Genomic DNA, 20,112 nt, shown 5'->3' on the forward strand with positions numbered 1-20,112 from the left:
CGATGACACAATGAAGCGAGCAACGGAATTTACTTTGTTAAATGAGTAGCGAAGCAAAGTAGTGGAAGAAGTAATACGAAGTTTATTTTAAGACAATAGGTCAAGCTACAAAGGGCGTATGGTGAATGCCTTGGCATCAGGAGCCGATGAAGGACGTGATAAGCTGCGATAAGCTTCGGGTAGGCGCAAATAGCCTGAGATCCGGAGATCTCCGAATGAGGAAACTCACATGGGAAACCCCATGTATCCATAAATGAATACATAGTTTATGGAAGGTAAACCCAGGGAACTGAAACATCTAAGTACCTGGAGGAAGAGAAAGAAAAATCGATTTTCTTAGTAGCGGCGAGCGAAAAGGAAAGAGCCCAAACCAGAAATTTATTTCTGGGGTTGCGGACATAGCATAAAAGTGAAGGCTATTGTAACTGAAGAGAACTGGAAAGTTCCACCGTAGAAGGTAATAGTCCTGTAAGTAAAACGAGAAGATCACGAGCTATGATCCAGAGTACCACGAGACACGTGAAACCTTGTGGGAAGCAGGGAGGACCACCTCCCAAGGCTAAATACTACCTGATGACCGATAGTGAAGCAGTACCGTGAGGGAAAGGTGAAAAGAACCCCGGGAGGGGAGTGAAATAGAACCTGAAACCGTATGCCTACAACCGTTCAAAGCCCCTTATGAGGGTGATGAAGTGCTTTTTGTAGAACGAGCCAACGAGTTACGATATGTTGCGAGGTTAAGTACTTAAGGTACGGAGCCGAAGGGAAACCGAGTCTGAATAGGGCAACTAGTAGCATGTCGTAGACCCGAAACCGGGTGACCTATCCATGGCCAGGTTGAAGCGAAGGTAAAACTTCGTGGAGGACCGAACCACGTTGCTGTTGAAAAAGCATGGGATGAGCTGTGGATAGCGGAGAAATTCCAATCGAACTCGGATATAGCTGGTTCTCCTCGAAATAGCTTTAGGGCTAGCGTCGGGTAATTAAGTACTGGAGGTAGAGCACTGAATGGGCTAGGGGGCATAGCGCTTACCGAACCTTATCAAACTCCGAATGCCAGATACTCGTACCCCGGCAGTCAGACTACGAGTGATAAGACCCGTGGTCAAAAGGGAAACAGCCCAGATCGTCAGCTAAGGTCCCAAAGTGTAAGTTAAGTGGGAAAGGATGTGGGATTTCTAAGACAACTAGGATGTTGGCTTAGAAGCAGCCACTCATTTAAAGAGTGCGTAATAGCTCACTAGTCGAGAGATCCTGCGCCGAAAATGTAACGGGGCTAAACTTACCACCGAAGCTACGGACTTGAATTTATTCAAGTGGTAGAGGAGCGTCGTAATCGGGCTGAAGTCATACCGTAAGGAGTGGTGGACTGATTACGAGTGAGAATGTTGGCATTAGTAGCGAGATGTGAGTGAGAATCTCACAGGCCGAAAACCTAAGGTTTCCTCAGGAAGGCTCGTCCGCTGAGGGTTAGTCGGGACCTAAGCCGAGGCCGAAAGGCGTAGGCGATGGACAACTGGTTGATATTCCAGTACCACTACCATCGTTATTATCGATGGCGTGACGCAGGAGGATAGGATGTGCTAGCTGTTGGATTAGCTAGTCTAAGCATTTAGGGAGTTAAGGTAGGCAAATCCGCCTTAACAATTCTGAGATGTGATGGGGAAGGCTCTACGGAGCTGAAGTATCTGATTCCACGCTGCCAAGAAAAGCGTCTAGAGAGAGAAGTAGTGCCCGTACCGCAAACCGACACAGGTAGGTGAGGAGAGAATCCTAAGGCCGGCGGAAGAATTGCAGTTAAGGAACTCGGCAAATTGACCCCGTAACTTCGGGAGAAGGGGTGCCTACGAGAGTAGGCCGCAGAGAATAGGCCCAAGCAACTGTTTAGCAAAAACACAGGTCTCTGCTAAAGCGTAAGCTGATGTATAGGGGCTGACGCCTGCCCGGTGCTGGAAGGTTAAGGGGAATGCTTAGCGCAAGCGAAGGTATGAACTTAAGCCCCAGTAAACGGCGGCCGTAACTATAACGGTCCTAAGGTAGCGAAATTCCTTGTCAGGTAAGTTCTGACCCGCACGAATGGCGTAATGATTTGGGCACTGTCTCAACTGCAAATCCGGCGAAGTTGTAGTGCGAGTGAAGATGCTCGCTACCCGCGATTGGACGGAAAGACCCCGTAGAGCTTTACTGTAGCTTAGCATTGAATTTCGGTATTGTCTGTACAGGATAGGTGGGAGGCTTTGAAGCTAGGACGTCAGTCTTAGTGGAGCCAACCTTGGGATACCACCCTGATAGTACTGGAATTCTAACTGGAGGCCATGAATCTGATCACAGGACATTGTTAGGTGGGCAGTTTGACTGGGGCGGTCGCCTCCTAAAAAGTAACGGAGGCGCCCAAAGGTTCCCTCAGAACGGTCGGAAATCGTTCGAAGAGTGCAAAGGCAGAAGGGAGCCTGACTGCGACACATACAGGTGGAGCAGGGACGAAAGTCGGGCTTAGTGATCCGGTGGTTCCTCGTGGGAGGGCCATCGCTCAACGGATAAAAGCTACCTCGGGGATAACAGGCTGATCTCCCCCAAGAGTTCACATCGACGGGGAGGTTTGGCACCTCGATGTCGGCTCGTCGCATCCTGGGGCTGAAGTAGGTCCCAAGGGTTGGGCTGTTCGCCCATTAAAGCGGCACGCGAGCTGGGTTCAGAACGTCGTGAGACAGTTCGGTCCCTATCCGTCGCGGGCGTAGGAAATTTGAGAGGAGCTGTCCTTAGTACGAGAGGACCGGGATGGACTGACCTCTGGTGTACCAGTTGTTCCGCCAGGAGCACAGCTGGGTAGCTACGTCGGGAAGGGATAAACGCTGAAAGCATCTAAGCGTGAAGCCCCCCTCAAGATAAGATTTCCCATAGAGTAATCTAGTAAGACCCCTTGAAGACTACAAGGTTGATAGGTTGGAGGTGTAAGCATGGTAACATGTTCAGCTGACCGATACTAATAGGTCGAGGGCTTGATCTAATAAATAGAATCACATATTTAGTGCAATTTTCAGAGAATAAATTCTCTAATCTGGTAATTATGTTTCTTAGGGTAACACCCGTTCCCATTCCGAACACGAAGGTTAAGCCTAAGGAAGCCAATGGTACTGCATGGGTGACCGTGTGGGAGAGTAGGTTGTTGCCAGGTCATATGGCTCGATAGCTCAGTCGGTAGAGCAGAGGACTGAAAATCCTCGTGTCGCTGGTTCGATTCCTGCTCGAGCCACCAAAACTTAGCATTATTGCTAAGTTTTTTTTGTTTAATTTTTTAGTTAATGACTAGTATTTATATATTTAAATTTTATAAATTAGAGAGAAATAGATATAGGACAATTATAAGGTGTAGAAGATAGTTAGAGTTAAAAATCTCTTTGAATTAAGTTTTAGTTTATGTAAAGTTTAGCTGAAATATATTAAATTATATATTTATGGATAATTAAATCAATATTTTTATTTCTATAATTTAATGAATATGATAGTAAAATCTGATTTAATTTAATAAATGTAAAATCTTTCTAAAATTGTACATAGTATGTTAAAAAAAGTTTAAAAATTAGTAGAATATTATTATAATAATATTGTAGGTAAAATAAAATTTAATTATTAACTTAAAGCTTTAGGAGAATTAAAAGAGTTAGTTTTATTAAAGTATTTTAGAATGAAAGTTTAAAGGAAATGTAACTTAAGAACAAGGAGAGTATGTTATGAAAATAGTTGTGGCATGTGATGGAGTAGTTAGTTTATACACTATGGTCAAAAACTTAGAGATGTTGACAGAGGAAATTGGATTAAAATGTGTACATATTGAAGAGTCTAGTTTAGAAGAAGTTAAATCAGAAAGAGCAGACATATTTATTGGGGCTACTAAAGATAAGGAAGAGTTAGAAGGATTAGATGGTTTAATTATATTACTTAACAATACTATGGATAAGCAAGAAATAACTCTTAAGTTATTAGAGGGCTTTAATAAATTGGGACTTTCAAGATAGTGTAATAGAATTAAGGAAATAGATGAGTTCTAAAAATAATAATAGAAGGTTTTTTACTTACATAGTGAAGTTATAATTTTTAGAGCTTATCTATTTTTTTAGTATCTTATGAAAGAAAATTTTTTCATATATTGTAGAATTTAATAGTTAAATAGAGTATTTTGGAAAATAAACTTAATAACTTTATAATTTGAGGAATAATAGAATTTACAATTTATAAAAAAGATTATACAATAATAAATGTATTAATTACGGCTCGATAGCTCAGTCGGTAGAGCAGAGGACTGAAAATCCTCGTGTCGCTGGTTCGATTCCTGCTCGAGCCACCAAAAAAAGCTTAGCATTTGCTAAGCTTTTTTTTATGCTTTTAATTTCTTTGGAATAAATAAAGATAGAATTAAAGAAACAATTGCAATTATTAATAATGTAGTGAATATACTATGTATTCCTGAAAAGAATCCTTTATGAATTTCGTTTATAGGAATATGAAATAGTTTTTCAGCTTTGTCTAGGTTGTTTGGGTTAACAAATCCAAGACCTAAATTTTTAAAATAGCTACTTATACCAGAGTTTAGAACAGAGCCGAATATGCTTACTCCTATAGTCTGTCCTAGAGTCCTTATAAGTGTAGTTGTTGATGTTGATACACCTATGTCATGTGGTTTTACAGCAGCTTGAGCAACAATTATTGCTGTTGTCATTATACCTCCAAAACCAAAGCCTAAAATAAGCATTGATACAATTAATAATGTTATAGGATTATTTAGATTTAAGAAGTAAACAGCGATAAGTCCAATTATTATGATTATATTAGCAACTATTATATTTATTTTATCTCCATATTTAGGTATTGTTTTTGCTAAAATAAATGAACTTAAGAACCAAGTTAGTGATACTGGTGCAAGGAATAATCCTGATATTAAAGGATCATAACCTAATACATTTTGAGTATATATAGGTAAATAAGATTGAATAGCTATTAGAACCATAGATATTAGGAAACAAACTAAATTAGCTAATATAAGTGGTTTTGTAAACATCTTAAAAGGTACTAAAGGTTCACTTGCTTTGTTTTCAATAAAATAGAATATTATTAAAGAAATTATTGTTATTATTATAAAGCTTATAAAATATTTTTTATTTGAATTTTCTAAGCATGCAAATAGTAAAGATACAATTGCTATAGTAAGGAAAAGTACACCTAAGTAATCTATAGAAACTTTTTTCTTAACAACATTTTCTTTTAAGTTAGCATTAAGCATATATATTCCGATTAGTCCAAAAGGGATATTTACGAAGAATATCCAGTGCCAAGACAACCTAAAAAGTATAGCACCACCAACAAATGGACCAGCTAAACTAGCTATTCCCCATACAGTACTAAGCCATCCTTGCATTTTTGCCTTTTCTGATACTTCAAATAAATCTCCTATTATAGTATAAGTAAGTGTAAGAATTGCTCCAGCACCAAGTCCTTGAATACTACGAGAAATAATTAAGTAAAGCATAGTTGTTGAAAGTCCACTTAAAGTTGTTCCAATTAAAAATATTATAATACCAATAGAAAGTATCTTTTTTCTACCAAATAAGTCAGATAGCTTACCGTAGACAGGGGTAGAAACTGCTGAAGTTAATAAATAGGCAGAAAAAACCCAACTTATTAGTGCATAACCATTTAAGTTTTCAGCAATTGTAGGCATAGCAGTACTTACAACTGTACCTTCAAAGGCTGCCAAAAATGTTACTAGCATTAAGGCTATAACAACATTTCGTTTTTTAGTATCCATTATTTTCCTCCTTTGTTTAACATAAATTTTTAAAGTCTAAAGTTATATTATAGTAACTTAATAATTTAAAGTAAAGTTATATATATTTTTTTTTCTTAAATAATGTTTTTATATGGAGAACTATAAGTTTTAGTGAATTTATCTTATAGTAATAGGTGAGAAATATAGTTTATCTATGGTATTGTATCTACTTAGTTCTAACTTATAGAAAGTTGAAGTATTATAGATATAGTTAGCAGATAAAAAAATAAAACTATCTAAAAGGAATAAGTTTAGTATATCCTTAGATAGTTTTGTGTTAATAATTATAGTAAAGCTAAAATTTCATCTACATGATTTTTCACTTTTACTTTTCTAAATTCATGAGTAAGTATTCCTTCCGGATTTATTATAAAAGTACTTCTTTCTATGCCCATATAAGTTTTACCATAAAGCTTTTTTTCTTTTATAACATCATACAATTTACAAAGTTCTTCTTCTTTATCACTTAAAAGAAGAAAAGGTAATTGAAATTTACTTATAAAATTTGAATGTGTCTTTACAGAATCTCTTGAAACCCCGATAATTATAGCATTTTTATCTTCAAAATTTGTACTGTTATCTCTAAAATCACAAGCTTCAGTTGTACAACCTGGTGTATTATCTTTTGGATAGAAATATAAAATAACAGTTTTACCTAAATAATCTGATAAAGAATGTTCTTTATTATCAGAACCTATTATTTTAAAGTCAGGTGCTTTTTTTCCGATTTCTAACATATATTATACATCCCCTTAATAAATATTTCTTAATAATTATTATATAATAATTATTATTGATGAACAATAGAAAATAAACGTAAACTTAATTCAGATGGAATTTTGATGTTTTCATCTGAATGCTTAGTGGAGGTTTATAATCACTGTAAAGTGGATAATTTTACTTTGTTTAAATTTACATAGTATGATATTATTAAATAGAATCATTTTAAATATGAAGGGAACGATTTCTATGGATAAAGAAAATAAAGTATTAGTAACTGTAGCAGGAAGAGACATTACAGAAAAAGATATAGATATAATAATATCAAGATACCCAGAAGAGCAAAGAGCTATGTTTCAAAGCGAAGAAGCAAGAGCTGCTATATTAGAGCAAGTTATTGGATTTGAGCTAGTTTATAACTATGGAAAAGATCAAAAAGTTGATGAAACAGAAGAATATAAATTCCAAATCGAGCAACTTAAAAAAGAAATATTAATCCAAACAACATTTAGTAATATAATTGACAAAGTAACTGTTAGTGATGAAGATGCTAAAAAATATTACGAAGAAAACCAAGAAGAATTTGAAGAACCAGAAATGGTTTCAGCTAAACATATCTTATTAAAAGATAGTAAAAAAGCAGCTGAATTAAAAGAACAAATAGTTAGTGGAGAATTAACTTTCGAAGAAGCTGCAAAAGCAAATTCATTCTGTCCATCAAAAGAACAAGGTGGAAATTTAGGTGAGTTCTCAAGAGGAATGATGGTTCCTGAATTTGAGAAAGTTGCTTTTGAAATAGCTATTGGAGAAGTTAGTGATCCAGTAGAAACTCAATTTGGATATCATTTAATAAAAGTTGAAAGCAAAAAAGATGCTTCAACTAAAGCATTTGAAGAAGTTAGAGATCAAATAGCAAGTAAATTATTAACTATGGCTCAACAATCTGAATATGCAAAATTATTAAAAGAATTAGAAGCTAAATACGAAGTAGTAAGAAACGTAAAATAATTAATATATAAGGGATGTATCAGAACAACTGATACATTCTTTTTTTACAAGTTTTTAGAATATTTATTAAGAAATAGAGGAAGATTATATTTGTAACATTGTTAATATTTACGTATAAATGAAAGGAGGTTGAATATTAAAATAACTAGTAATAGAATAGGTTAAATTATAAGAATGAAATAGTTATAGGAAATTTGTATATTTTTCATAATAGATATACATTTTTTTTTTATAGTTTGAAGTTATTAGGTGAATATAGTAGGTTTTTATTAGAGAAATTATGATATAATAACATGAGTAAGAATGCTACTTTAAAAAAATGGAATATTTGTATTATTAATGTCAAGTGTGTTTAGAATTGAATTATCACACAAAAATTGAGTAGAGGTGAAAATTTTGAAAAATTGGTTGGAGTTAGAGAGGAGTATTTTCTCTCATTGGAGAATGATACTAAATATCTCAAAGAAAGACTTTATAAAGGAGTTTGCAGGAACTAGACTAGGACTATTTTGGGCTGTAGTAAGACCTTTAGCACAAATTATAGTTTTCTGGGTTGTTTTTGGAATGGTGTTTAGTAGTGGACCACTTGATTTAATGGTTCATGGGAAAAAACAAGCAGTACCTTATCTAGTTTGGTTGGTAGCAGGTTATATTCCTTGGATGTTTATTTCAGAATACATAGTATCAGGAGCAAGTTCTATAAGGCAGAATGCCTTTTTGGTAAAGAAGGTAAAGTTTCCAGTAGAGATTTTACCAAGTATAAGACTTGGAGTAAGTTTTTATAACTATTTAATTTTAGTTGTAATAAACTTTGTAATTATGGCCGCTAATGGATGGCTAGGAAAAATAAATTATTTAATGGTTATTTACGCTACAATAGTAACGTTAGTATTCTTAACTGCATTGGCACGTCTTTTCGCAACATGGGTTGTTATGTCACCAGACTTTATACACGGCATTGGCGTTGCAATGAATTTCTTATTTTGGTTATGTCCAGTAATGTGGGGATTCCATCAATTAACAGGAATGACTTTAGTACCACAACATTACATTCATTTAATAATGACATTAATAAAAGTAAATCCATTAACTTATTTAGTATTAGCTTATAGAGATGCATATCTAGGAACTAGCTATATTGGATGGCATTATACAGTTTATTTCTTTATAGTGACAATTCTATTATTTATGTTTAGCTCAAAAGTATTTAAAAAATTCAGACCAGAGTTTGATGACGTACTTTAGAAAAGAGGTATATATATGTCTGAAACTATGATAGAAGTTAAAAACATTAAAAAAATGTATAAGATGTATGAAAATGAAGGAATTAAAGTATTTACAGGTTTTAGAAAAAGAAAGTATAAAGAGTTTTATGCTTTAAATGGAGTATCTTTTAAAATAGATAAAGGAGAATGTGTTGGAATAATAGGCCATAATGGGGCAGGAAAATCAACACTTCTTAAAATATTAACAGAAGTTGCTTTCCCTACATCAGGAGAGCTAAAAATTAATGGGAAGGTTTCTTCATTACTAGAATTAGGTTCAGGGTTTAACCCTGAGCTTACAGGTCTAGAAAATATATATTTTAATGGTAACTTAAATGGTTTAGAAAAAGCTGAAATAGATGCAGTAAAGGATGAAATAATAGAATTTGCGGATATAGGAGATTTTATTCATCAACCTGTTAAACAGTATTCTAGTGGAATGTTTGCTAGATTAGCTTTTGCAGTAGCCATAAATGTAAATCCAGAGATACTAATTGTAGATGAAATTTTATCAGTTGGAGATGTAGGCTTTCAAGTTAAATGTATGGCAAAATTTGAAGAGTTTAAAAAACAAGGTAAAACTATAATATACGTATCCCATGGGTTAGGAACTGTTAAAAAATTCTGTGATAGAGCTATATGGTTACAAAGAGGGGAAGTTATGGATGATGGAAACTCAGTTATTGTAGTTGAAAGATACTATAATATAAACTTTAACCCTGCTGTAATTGAAGACATAGAGCATACAGATAGTAATATTATAAAAAATATTTCCTTAAATAATGTAGGAGAAGAGGCTGAATATCACGGGAATTTAGATTTAGAACTTAGTTATGAACTTGTAGAAGAACTTAAAAATCCAAGAGTAATATTAGAACTTAGAAAAACAGATTATGAGCCAGGTACAACAAGAGGTCATGATCAATTTGTATGTGCTTTTAATAGTATAGATGGAAATCTAAGTTTAAGTGGAAAAAAAGGCAAAGATAGTTTTAAGTTATCTTTAGAGGAAATAAGCTTAGTTGCAGGTGTTTATTATTTTGATGTTATTATACAAGATGAAAAAGGCACTGTTTATAGAAAAATTAATGCTTATAACTTCACTATTAAAGATAAATATAGAGGTGAAGGTTTCTTAATATTAGATCATAGTTGGGGAAAGTAGTTCGAGGAGGATTTTCATAACATGGGTGTTATGATAGAGAAATATAAGAGTATAATAAAGGAAGAAGGGTTTTTAGGGCTTATGAAAAGTTTTTTTAAGTATATAGGCTATAAGTGGTATTGCTATAGAAGTAGCACGAGACAGTTCTATAATAAAAATTATAACAAATATTATGCAGAGTTTGAGAAAATACTTCAAAATGAAAACTATGAGGCAGTTGTAGTTTTTGATTCAAGAGTAGGGTGGAATATTCCTTTATTCCAAAGGTCACAACATATGGCTAATGAACTTACGGATAAGGGATTTCTTTATTTTTATAGAACATCAGAGCAATTTGATAAGGAAATAACAGAAATACAAAAGCAAAAAGATAGGTTATATTTAGTTAATATGGCTAACTACGCCCTTCAAAATGCTATGTTTGATGTTTTAAAGAAACATAATAGACCTAAATTCTTATCACTTTATTCTACAGATGTTTATTTAGATGAACCATATATAAAAGAAAAATATACCGACTCAGGGTTTCATATAATTTATGAATACATAGATGAAATGTCTGATCAAATATCAGGATGGTTACCAGAATTTGTTTACGATAGACACAAACATATATTAGAAGATACAAGTAATTTTGCTGTGGCTTCAGCAGATAAACTTATAGAGGAAATCAGAGAAATAAGAGGAGATAAAAATCTCGCAATGGTGACTAATGGTGTTCAGTATAAGGATTGGATAAGAGAAGATATAGAAGCACCTGAAAAAATAAAGGATATTGTTGCAAAAGGTAATCCTATTATTGGGTATTTTGGGGCTTTAGCTAAGTGGTTTGATTATGATATAGTTAGAAAATTAGCTGAGGCAAGACCTAATTATGAAATTGTTTTAATAGGATTTCTTTATGATGAAAGTTTTAAGAATAGTAAGATAGGGGAACTACCTAACGTACATTATTTAGGAGTAATAGATTATAAAGAATTACCTAGATATGCAAGATTTTTTACAGTATCAACTATTCCATTTTTATTAAATGATATAACTGAGTCAACAAGTCCAGTAAAGTTATTTGAGTATATGGCTATGGGGCACCCTATAGTAACAACAGATATGAGAGAATGTAGAAAGTATAAATCAGTTTTAATAGGAAAAAATTATGATGATTTTATTGTTAAAATAGATGAAGCTTTAAATATGGATAAAAATAGTGAGTATTATAATTGGTTAGAGGAAGAAGCTTTAGATAATACATGGAGCAAAAAGGCAGAAACTTTACATCAATTAGTTAAGAAAAATATGCAATAAGGGGTGCAGTATTTATGAGTATAATAGATTCAATAAAAAATTTATTCAGACCTGTAGCAATTCCTATATATCAAAAGTATAGATCTACAGGGCATGAAGATAGCCAAGAACAGTTCTTTACAGAAATGAGAGAAGTAATAAATAGCAAAAAATATGATGCTGTAGTTATTTTTGATACTTATTTCGGATTTAATGTAAAGATGTTTCAAAGACCACAACATATAGCTTTGAATATGGCTGAAGAAAATATATTATATTTTTATAAGGCTTCACCCTATGTGGAAAAAGAAATAACTGTAAGTAAAAAAATAAAGGATAACTTATATCTTGTTAATACTGACTTGTACTGGTTACAAGAAGGATTATTAGATATGATTAAGGAAAGTGGAATACCTTGTTATGGTCAAATTTATTCTACATGCTTTACTGAATATGATAAGTATATGAAAAAATTTACTGATAGAGGGTTCAAAATAATATATGAATATGTAGATGATTTATCAGATGAAATAGCTGGCTTTAAAATATCAAATGCGATTAAAAATAGTCATAATACTATGCTTAAAAATAGTGATGATGTTTATGTTGTTACAACAGCTACTAAGCTTTATGAAGAGGCGAAATCTATTAGAGGTGATAAGAGAGTAGCACTTATAACTAATGGAGTTGAATATGAGCATTTTTCTAATATAAAATGTACTAAGTGTCCAGAGGAAATAAGAGAAGTAGTTGAAAGTAATAGAAAAATAATAGGATATTTTGGAGCATTAGCTAAGTGGTTTGATTATGAATTGATTAAAAAGATGTCAAGAGAGCTTTCAGACCATGAAATAGTGCTTATAGGAATAGATTATGATAAATCTTTAGGGAAAAGTGGTATATTAGATCTACCTAATGTACATTATTTAGGTACTAGAGATTATAAGGATCTTCCTACTTATGCTAAATTCTTTAATGTTGGTATAATACCATTTGTTATAAATGATATTACTGAGGCAACAAGTCCAGTAAAACTATTTGAGTATATGGCGCTTGGAAAGCCAATAATAACTACTGATTTACCAGAATGTAGAAAGTATAAATCAGCATTAGTGAGCAAAAGTCACGAAGAGTTCATAGAAAATATTAAAAAAGCTGAAGAACTAAAAGGTGATCCTGAATACTTAGAAACACTTAAGAGTGAGGGATTAAATAATACTTGGAGACAAAAGGCGAGAGATATTAAAGACCTTATATTAAACTCTTAATGGAGGTAGAAAAATGTCTTATGCAATAAAAGTAGAAAATCTAACGAAAAAATATAAAATATATGATTATGCAACTAAAACTTCTATGTTAATCAATCCATTTAGTAAGGCAGAACCAAAGGAATTTGTAGCTTTAAATAACTTAAATTTTGAGGTTAAAAAAGGTGAGATTATAGGTATAGTTGGAAATAATGGTGCTGGTAAATCTACTTTATTAAAGATATTATCAGGAGTTGCATTTCAAAATGAAGGTACAATTGATATCAATGGAAGAATATCATCACTTATAGAACTTGGAGCTGGATTTAATCCAGAACTTACAGGAATAGAAAATATATATTTTAATGGAAGTATATTAGGTCTTGAAAAAGAAGAAGTAGATAAGGTAAAGGATTCTATATTAGAATTTGCAGACATAGGGGAGTTTGTTAATCATCCAGTAAAAAACTACTCTAGTGGTATGTACGCTAGACTTGCCTTTGCAGTTGCAATAAATATAGATCCAGATATTCTTATAGTAGATGAAATATTATCTGTAGGTGATGTTGGATTCCAAGAAAAATGTATGAGAAAATTTGAAGAGTTTAAAAATGCAGGGAAAACAATAATATATGTTTCTCATGGATTACAAACTGTTCAAACTTACTGTGAAAGAGCTATCTGGCTTGAAAAAGGAAAGATAAGAGAGATAGGTCCTGCTTTTGACGTTGTAGAAAATTATTATAAAACTATGATGGAAAAGGGAGAAGAAGTAGAGGGTGCTGAGAAAAATTTCGTTACTCTTGACAAAATTGAAATTGAAGGTGGAAAAAAAGAATTTAATTATGGAGATTCTATAACCTTTAATTTAGAATATGATGTTGCCATAGATGATATAAAGAATCCTGGGCTTACTATAGAGCTAAGACAGGCTTATAAAGAACCAGGTGAGTTTAAAAATGCAGATCAATTTATATGTGCTATAAATAGTAATGTTGATAATTTTCAAATACCGTGGAAAAAGGGAAAAAATAAAACTTCAGTAACTTTTAATAGTTTAAGGGTTGCAGAGGGAACTTATTATTTAGATATAATATTTTCAGAAAGCCAAAATTTAGTTGCTCTAGAGACAATAGAAGTAGCTATTGATTTTAAAGTAAAGAATGATAGAGTATCTCAGGGGTTTGTATTTTTAAAAGAAAATTGGGTGAAATAGAATGTTTAAAATAGTCTTAGAAAATAAAGAATTAGAACAGAAATTGTTAGAGGCGCTTAATAAGGGGTACAATAATTTATCTTCAGAAGAAAAAAGTTATTTAGCTAATGAAATTAAAAAGAATAACAATGGATTATTTTCACCATTATATACAGATGAAAAAAGAGGATATTTTTGTAATGTTTTAAATGGAGAAGCAAGGGAAAAGTATCTAGGTTTAGTAACAATTATTAATAATATATATAGTGATGAAATTGAAAGAATAGAAGAGGAAGCCTTTAAAGCAGAAATAGATAAGATGTTAAATGGGAACTTTGATGCTATAGTAATTTTTCATGCTAGTTTTGGATGGCATATAGAATTAAAGCAAAGACCACAACATTTAGCAGAAGCTATGGCTAATAATAAAGTTCTTTACATTTATAGAACTAATGCAAAACATGATAGTATATTTTCTTTAGAGAAATTAAAAGAAAATCTTTATCTTATGAATCTAGAAAATAAGATATTAAATAAGGTTTTTTTTGAAGCATTAAGTGAAAAAAATGATGTAAAGAAATTTGTTCATGTTTATGCTACCTGTCTTTATGATGTGCCTTATGAAGTTATTGCAGAATATATGAAGAAGAATTTTTATGTTTTATATGATTTTGTTGATGAATTAACTGAGACTATAAGTTACAGAGAAATAACTGAAACTATGATTAATTCTCATGAAAAGCTAATAAAAGATAAAGAACATGTATTAGTAGTAGCGACGGCAGATAAGCTAAAAAAAGTATCTGAGGAAATTAGAGGATCTAATAAAGGAATTGTTCTTGCTCCTAATGGAGTGAATTTAGAGGATTTTGATGAAGCTTTTAAGGGAACTCCAGGAGAAAAAATAAAGACTATTTTACAAAAGAAAAAAAATATAATTGGTTACTATGGTGCTTTAGCTAGCTGGTTTGATTATGAATTAATAAGAGCTTTAGCTATGAAGAGACCAAATTATGAAATAGTTTTAATTGGAATAGACTATGATGGAACTTTAGATAAAAGTAAAATATTAGATATACCTAATGTTCATTATCTTGGTATTATAGAATATAAGGAATTAATAAGAAATTATGCGCCTTATTTTGATGTATGCTTAATTCCATTTGTAAAAAATGAAATAACAAATTCTACATCACCAATAAAGCTATTTGAATATATGGCATTAGGCAAACCAATAGTAACAACAGATATAGATGAATGTAAAAAATATAAAAGTTCTATGGTATCTTATAATTACCAAGAATTTATTGAAAATGTGGATAATGCTATAAGTTTAAGGGATAATAATGGCTATAAAAAATTATTAGAACAAGAAGCAAACTTTAATACTTGGCTAAATAGAGCAAAGGTTATTAAAGAAGAGATGATTAAATATTAATTAACAAAAATAAATTGATAAAGGGGTATTATATTACGATAGTAAGCTTATAAATTGAGTAAGCTTATTAGTAATTGATGCCTCTTTTATTATTATTTATATGAAAAACATGGATAAAAATATGGGTAACTGTGGAATAATAAGTTATAGATAAACTGAGAATTAATTCAGAAAAATATAAGTAGGTTATTCATATGATTATTGGAGGAGGACACTATGTTTGGCTTAGGAAGAAAAACAGAGAAATATGAAGAGAAAAACAAAGGAGAATGTATAGAGAAGGTTGTTGAAGTAGCTAAAAAAGGTTATTCAAATCTTGATAATGATGAAATTATAGAACTAAATAAAATTATACTTAGAGATTATCCAGAAATAGCAGATCCTTTATACTCAGGATTTCAAGGGGATTTTTCAAGTGAAGTATTTAGTGGGGAGTTTTTTGATAGATATAAAAATACTATGAAGATTATAGATGGTGCATTAAACACCATATTATATCAAACACAACAAGAGCAATTTAGAATTGGTTTAGAAAAAATATTTGAAGAGGAAGATTTTGAGGATGTAGTTATTTTTCATGCAGGATTTGGATGGGATATAAAACTTAAACAAAGACCTCAACACTTAGCTGAGGCAATGTCTGCTAAGAAAACTTTGTATATTTATAAAACAAGTCCAACACAAGATGAAGATGTATTTGCTGTGAAAAAAATCAAAGAGAATTTATATTTAATGAATTTAGAAATGATTTTATTAAAAGACATATTATTTGAGGTTATGGAAAGAAAAAATATAAAAAATAAGTTTGTTCATGTCTATGCTACTTGTTTATATGATGTAAGCTATAAAGTTATAAAGAAGTATATTGATAATGGTTTTAAAGTTTTATATGATTTTGTAGATGAAATATCAGAAAAAATTAGTGGAATTCCAGTAACTGAAGAATTAATTGAAAGTCATGAAAAAATATTAAAAGATGAAGAAAATGTTATAGTTATATCTACTGCTTTATCACTTAAAGAAGCCGCTGAAAAAGTAAGAGGAAATTCTAAAGGAAGTGTTTTAGCACAAAATGGAGTTAACTTAAATGATTTTTCATCAAATAATAAAGAACCTGGAAAGAAAATTAGAGATATAGTTAGTAAAAACAAAAAAATAATAGGTTATTATGGTGCTTTAGCTAGTTGGTTTGATTATGAAAAAATAGAAGAACTAGCTAAAGAAAGACCAGAATATGAAATAGTATTAATTGGTATAGATTATGATAAAACACTTAAAAAGAGTGAAATACTTAAATATGAAAATGTACATTATTTAGGTATAGTAGATTACAAAGATTTAATTAGTGTTTATGCTAATTATTTTGATGTATGTATGATACCATTTATAAAAAATGATATTACAGATTCAACATCACCAGTAAAATTATTTGAATATATGGCATTAGAGAAGCCAATAGTAACTACTGATATAAATGAATGTAAAAAGTATAAAAGTGCTTTAATATCTAGTTCAAATGAAGAATTTATAAACAATATAGATAAGGCTATAGAATTAGCTAATGATTTTGAATATAGAGAACTACTTAAAAAGGAAGCAGCAGAAAATACTTGGTTAAATAGAGCTGAAGTTATAAAGGCAGAAATGAAAAAATATTATGAGGAATAATAATTAAGTGGTTGTATCAAATCAGCCACTTAATTCATATTACAGCTTCTTTACGTAGGTGAGTGGTCACAAATGATGAACCTATATAGCTAGATAAAAGGCAGAGAGGATGTATCGGTAATTTGATACATCCTCTTAATTATTTAAAAGTTCTTCAAATGAGTTAATATATTTATGAGATGCTTTAATTAAAGCTTCTTTTTGATGTTCAGCAGCCTTATCATATACAGAGATTACTTTCATTTCAGCTTTTTTAGCACCTTCTACAGCTGGAAGTATATCTTCAAAAACTATGCATTCTTTTGGGTTTATTCCTAATCTTTCTGCTGCAAGAAGATAAACGTGAGGATTGTCCTTACCAAATTCTACTTCACTGGTCATTGTTATACTATCAAATAAGTCAAGGATTTCATTTGATAGTAAACAAGCTTCTAAAAGTTCCTTGGAGTTACTAGTAGCTAATGCTATTTTAATACCTTTTTCTTTTAGATACATTAAGAATTCTTTTGCAAAAGGTTTTAATTTAACCTTTGTGCTATATTGATCAAAGGCCATCTCATGCCATCTATTACATATAAGTTCAACAGAATCTTCTATATTAAATTTATTTTTAAAATATTCACCAGTTTGAGTGAAACTCAAATGATTTATTTCATCCTTTAATTCCTTTAAGTCAACAGGGTCAGCGCCTATTTCCTTTAAATAATCAACATCTATTTGTTCCCAAACCCACATTGAATCTACAAGTGTTCCGTCTAAGTCGAATATAGCCCCTTTAATATCTTTTAACAATCTTATGATACCTCCTAGTGTTAATTTATCTAATTTACTTAAAATGGTTTAGCTTTATTATAATACAAATTTGAAGTTATTGAAAAAGGAATTTCCTTAGTATATTATTAAATAAAATAGTATAAATTCTTACTTTATGGAAATAATATGAAATAAGATTTTTATCTGATAGCTAGAGGATGTAATATTCCTATCTTCTATAAGTAGGAGATAAACAGTCTCGAGCTTCTAGATAACTTTGACTAAGCATTCAGATGGAGTCAAAACTCCACCTGAATTAGATCTACGTTTATTATTATGATAATTTTTTACATAATAATAAGTTTTTAAAGATACAGATGATATTCTTTTACAGGAAGTGATTAACATGAAGATAATATTAATAGGTCTTGGAATATGGGCAGTTTTAGTTTTAGGGTTCATGTCCTTATTTAAAGCTGCAGCAAGAGGGGATAAACTTATGGAGGAGTTAGAGAGTAAAGAATAAAGAAGAAAAAGTTTTATACTAATGAGAAAAGCAAGATGAGCATTTATAAAGAGAAAATAATTTTCTTTTATAAATGCTCTATTTTGTTTTATTTGTATAATATTTCGAGGTTCTATGAGCCGAAGATAAAAAAATATAGTACCTATTATAAAAGTTTAATTTGTTTTAATGGATTACCCTAGAATAGAATTATTTTAATTTTAAACTAATATATTATAAAGATGAATAATATAAGGGTTTGAGATATTATGAAAGATGTTTTTATTTTAGTAACTATAAAAAAGGAAGATTTAAATGTTCATAATAAATTAGGTGACTATAAAAAAATTTTATGCAAGAAGATGAGAGGATTTTTAAATAATAATGATGTAAGTAATGAAATATTGGAAGAACAGTCTAATATAGATTTAAATTCAGATATGAAATGTTTTATGGATATAGAAATAAACAATTGTTCTCATAAGGGAGGAGTAGAGATTTTTTCTCCTAAGATAGCGAATAAATCTTATGATTTCGCTAATATATTAGAAAAGTATTTGGGAGATATAGGAAATATAAATTATAATACTGTAGATTTTATAGGAAATAAATTACCTTATAGTGTAGCTAAAGTTCATTTGGAAATATATTTAAATGATACTTCAGAAAAAATGGATGAGATGTTAGGAGAGATATCAAAAAATATATCTTTGAGCATAGGTGAATACTTAGGTCTTAATATTAATTTAGAGGATAAGGTTAAGTTAATAAAAGTAATAAATAGCACTAATATAAATAAAAATAAAGCAAAACAGTTTAGCAAAAATATTGGATTGAATGAAAAACTAATGGAATTAATAGATTATTATTGGGAACTATGTAAAGAACATGGAAATGTAGATCCATTATTAGCTTATGCTCAAGCTATAGTTAATATAAATGAGAAGAAAATAGATTATAATTATTTTAACCCAGGAGGAATTAAAGATTTTAAATTGAATTCTTCAGGTGTATATGATTATAAAAGATTTACATCATTAAAAGAAGGTGTTAAAGCTCAATTAGATCATTTAGCTTTGTTTGGAGGAGCTGATGGTTATCCAAAAGCAAATAGTGCTGATCCAAGGCATTTTAAATATTTATTTGGTTCAGGTAAAACTTTAGATGAGCTTTCAGGAAAGTGGGATAATGATAAAAATTATGGAGAAAAGATATTAAAAATCTATAATGAAATATGTGATTTAGAAAAATTTGAGGATTTTAAAGAAACTACTACAAATCTTTTAACCGTGGAATCAAAAGTAGATAAATTTCAGGAAAGGTTAATTGGTATGGGGAATTTATTAGAAAATTTATTTAAGGAATATAGTGTTTTATATAAAGATTTAGAGGGAATAAGAAAAGATATTTTAGCCTTAAATAAAGAAAAAAGAGAAATAGAAATTCAAAAGGAAGAGCTTGAAAAGAAAATAACAAAGCAAAAAAATGTAATAAAGGATATTTTAAATGTAATAGGGGGAAGTCTAGAAAAAAAATAAAAGTGGTTGTATTATTTAGCAGAAGATTCCTAAAAATTATCGATTAGCAACGAATGAATTTTTAGGGATCTTCTAACTTTTACACAACCACTCTTGGGTATTAAAATGTTCTGCAAATGAAAAAAGAATTGCATTTGCAATTCTTTTTTTGGTCGGGGTGACAGGGCTTGAACCTGCGACCTCATGCTCCCAAAGCACGCGCGCTCCCATCTGCGCCACACCCCGAAGACAATATTAATTATATACTGCTTATAGAATATTGTCAACATAAAAAATAAAATTTTTCTTAAAAACTTAAATATTTGTTGAAAGTTAGGTTAACATAATAGATTGATTAAAAGGATTAGTGTTATAAGTTTGAGTGAAGTTTGAAGTTAGAATAGTGGTTTTTCCATAAAAAAGATATTGTTCAACGTTTACTTTAGATGATATAATAAAAATATCTTGTTTTGAAAATATTGGAAAGGGGGGCCTTTTAGTTTTAATTCTAAGAGGTATAAAGTAT

Annotated in this window: 13 protein-coding genes, 3 tRNA genes and 2 rRNA genes; 14 read left to right on the top strand and 4 right to left on the bottom strand. The window is 30.8% G+C overall.

The genetic code is table 11. From position 1 onward, the window contains the following. The first annotated feature begins 98 nt into the window (after positions 1 to 98). From ARA19_RS02270 to ARA19_RS02290, 5 genes are all read left to right on the top strand, one after another. Positions 99 to 3,007 (top strand): 23S ribosomal RNA (locus ARA19_RS02270). A gap of 50 nt (positions 3,008 to 3,057) precedes the next feature. Further along, positions 3,058 to 3,175: ribosomal RNA gene (gene rrf / locus ARA19_RS02275) — 5S ribosomal RNA — on the top strand. A 5-nt stretch (positions 3,176 to 3,180) separates the two neighbouring features. Beyond that, positions 3,181 to 3,256 (top strand) — tRNA-Phe (locus ARA19_RS02280). Positions 3,257 to 3,731: 475 nt separating this feature from the next. After that, on the top strand, positions 3,732 to 4,016 hold the full coding sequence (locus tag ARA19_RS02285) for a PTS sugar transporter subunit IIB (protein WP_055069329.1): 285 nt from the start codon (positions 3,732 to 3,734) through the stop codon (positions 4,014 to 4,016). A 253-nt stretch (positions 4,017 to 4,269) separates the two neighbouring features. Then, positions 4,270 to 4,345, top strand: a tRNA-Phe gene (locus ARA19_RS02290). A 30-nt stretch (positions 4,346 to 4,375) separates the two neighbouring features. Here the strand turns inward: ARA19_RS02290 and ARA19_RS02295 are convergent. Both ARA19_RS02295 and bcp read right to left on the bottom strand, forming a co-directional pair. After that, entirely contained in the window at positions 4,376 to 5,803 is a 1,428-nt protein-coding gene (locus ARA19_RS02295; RefSeq protein ID WP_055069330.1) for an MDR family MFS transporter, read from the bottom strand. 305 nt (positions 5,804 to 6,108) lie between these two features. Then, positions 6,109 to 6,561: a thioredoxin-dependent thiol peroxidase gene (bcp, locus tag ARA19_RS02300; RefSeq protein ID WP_055069331.1), complete on the bottom strand. Its 453-nt coding sequence runs from the start codon at positions 6,559 to 6,561 to the stop codon at positions 6,109 to 6,111. A 232-nt stretch (positions 6,562 to 6,793) separates the two neighbouring features. On the opposite strand from bcp, the gene ARA19_RS02305 reads away from it, so the two are divergent. The 8 genes from ARA19_RS02305 (at position 6,794) to ARA19_RS02340 (ending at position 16,811) form a co-directional block, all read left to right on the top strand. Next, complete coding sequence (locus ARA19_RS02305; protein ID WP_055069332.1) at positions 6,794 to 7,552, top strand: peptidylprolyl isomerase; 759 nt, start codon at positions 6,794 to 6,796, stop codon at positions 7,550 to 7,552. A gap of 444 nt (positions 7,553 to 7,996) precedes the next feature. Further along, positions 7,997 to 8,797, top strand: a complete 801-nt coding sequence (locus ARA19_RS02310) for an ABC transporter permease (RefSeq protein ID WP_242862375.1) — start codon at positions 7,997 to 7,999, stop codon at positions 8,795 to 8,797. Between the two features lie 15 nt (positions 8,798 to 8,812). Further along, a complete protein-coding gene (locus tag ARA19_RS02315; protein ID WP_055069334.1) occupies positions 8,813 to 9,982 on the top strand; it encodes an ABC transporter ATP-binding protein in 1,170 nt (389 codons plus the stop codon). Between the two features lie 21 nt (positions 9,983 to 10,003). After that, positions 10,004 to 11,284: a glycosyltransferase gene (locus tag ARA19_RS02320; protein ID WP_055069335.1), complete on the top strand. Its 1,281-nt coding sequence runs from the start codon at positions 10,004 to 10,006 to the stop codon at positions 11,282 to 11,284. Between the two features lie 14 nt (positions 11,285 to 11,298). Then, positions 11,299 to 12,531 carry a glycosyltransferase gene (locus ARA19_RS02325; protein ID WP_055069336.1) on the top strand — a complete coding sequence of 411 codons (1,233 nt, stop codon included), beginning with the start codon at positions 11,299 to 11,301 and terminating at the stop codon, positions 12,529 to 12,531. 13 nt (positions 12,532 to 12,544) lie between these two features. After that, positions 12,545 to 13,726, top strand: a complete 1,182-nt coding sequence (locus ARA19_RS02330; protein WP_055069337.1) for an ABC transporter ATP-binding protein — start codon at positions 12,545 to 12,547, stop codon at positions 13,724 to 13,726. A 1-nt stretch (position 13,727) separates the two neighbouring features. Continuing rightward, the gene (locus ARA19_RS02335) at positions 13,728 to 15,143 is read left to right on the top strand and encodes a glycosyltransferase (protein WP_055069338.1); all 1,416 of its coding nucleotides are present in this window, start codon (positions 13,728 to 13,730) and stop codon (positions 15,141 to 15,143) included. 216 nt (positions 15,144 to 15,359) lie between these two features. Continuing rightward, positions 15,360 to 16,811, top strand: a complete 1,452-nt coding sequence (locus tag ARA19_RS02340; protein ID WP_055069339.1) for a glycosyltransferase — start codon at positions 15,360 to 15,362, stop codon at positions 16,809 to 16,811. A 135-nt stretch (positions 16,812 to 16,946) separates the two neighbouring features. Here the strand turns inward: ARA19_RS02340 and ARA19_RS02345 are convergent, their stop codons facing one another. Then, the gene (locus tag ARA19_RS02345) at positions 16,947 to 17,603 is read right to left on the bottom strand and encodes an HAD family hydrolase (RefSeq protein WP_055069340.1); all 657 of its coding nucleotides are present in this window, start codon (positions 17,601 to 17,603) and stop codon (positions 16,947 to 16,949) included. A 735-nt stretch (positions 17,604 to 18,338) separates the two neighbouring features. On the opposite strand from ARA19_RS02345, the gene ARA19_RS02350 reads away from it, so the two are divergent. Continuing rightward, the gene (locus tag ARA19_RS02350; RefSeq protein ID WP_055069341.1) at positions 18,339 to 19,607 is read left to right on the top strand and encodes a glucosaminidase domain-containing protein; all 1,269 of its coding nucleotides are present in this window, start codon (positions 18,339 to 18,341) and stop codon (positions 19,605 to 19,607) included. Between the two features lie 149 nt (positions 19,608 to 19,756). Here ARA19_RS02350 and ARA19_RS02355 read toward each other — a convergent pair. After that, positions 19,757 to 19,832 (bottom strand) — tRNA-Pro (locus ARA19_RS02355). Positions 19,833 to 20,112 lie beyond the last annotated feature (280 nt).

The sequence above is a fragment of the Clostridium massiliamazoniense genome, assembly GCF_001403635.1.
GTDB classification, from domain to species: domain Bacteria; phylum Bacillota; class Clostridia; order Clostridiales; family Clostridiaceae; genus Sarcina; species Sarcina massiliamazoniense.